The sequence below is a fragment of the Pseudomonas sp. CM25 genome, from assembly GCF_013179705.1.
In the GTDB taxonomy this organism is placed as follows: domain Bacteria; phylum Pseudomonadota; class Gammaproteobacteria; order Pseudomonadales; family Pseudomonadaceae; genus Aquipseudomonas.
On the sequence record NZ_JABMCW010000721.1, the window covers coordinates 1 to 610 of the forward strand.

At 48.9% G+C, this 610-nt stretch carries 2 tRNA genes and 1 rRNA gene; all 3 read left to right on the forward strand.

The annotated features are described in order from the left end of the window. Positions 1-73: ribosomal RNA gene (locus tag HP546_RS30925) — 16S ribosomal RNA — on the forward strand; the annotation flags it as partial. 86 nt (positions 74-159) lie between these two features. Then, positions 160-236: transfer RNA gene (locus HP546_RS30930), tRNA-Ile, on the forward strand. A 113-nt stretch (positions 237-349) separates the two neighbouring features. Then, positions 350-425: transfer RNA gene (locus HP546_RS30935), tRNA-Ala, on the forward strand. Positions 426-610 lie beyond the last annotated feature (185 nt).

Sequence of the window (610 nt, forward strand, 5' to 3'; positions counted from 1 at the left end):
GGTGTGATTCATGACTGGGGTGAAGTCGTAACAAGGTAGCCGTAGGGGAACCTGCGGCTGGATCACCTCCTTAATCGACGACATCAGCCTGCTGATGAGCACCCACACGAATTGCTTGATTCATTGTAAAAGACGATCAAGACCCAAAGTTGTACCGTTAGGTCTGTAGCTCAGTTGGTTAGAGCGCACCCCTGATAAGGGTGAGGTCGGCAGTTCAAATCTGCCCAGACCTACCATTTTGATTGGAATGGTGAGCACCCCATGCCTCTGGATAAAGAGAGGTGAGGACGGCTCTTCTGCAGTTCAAATCTGCCCAGACCTACCATTACATGGTTTAGCCGCAGAATACGGGGCCATAGCTCAGCTGGGAGAGCGCCTGCCTTGCACGCAGGAGGTCAGCGGTTCGATCCCGCTTGGCTCCACCACTTTCGCTGTACACAGTCACTTGTCAGAACTTAGAAATGAACATTCGTGAATGAATGTTGATTTCTGACTTTTGTCAGATCGTTCTTTAAAAATTCGGATATGTGATAGAAATAGACTGAACACCAGTTTCACTGCTGGTGGATCAGGCTAAGGTAAAATTTGTGAGTTCTGCTCGAAAGAGCGA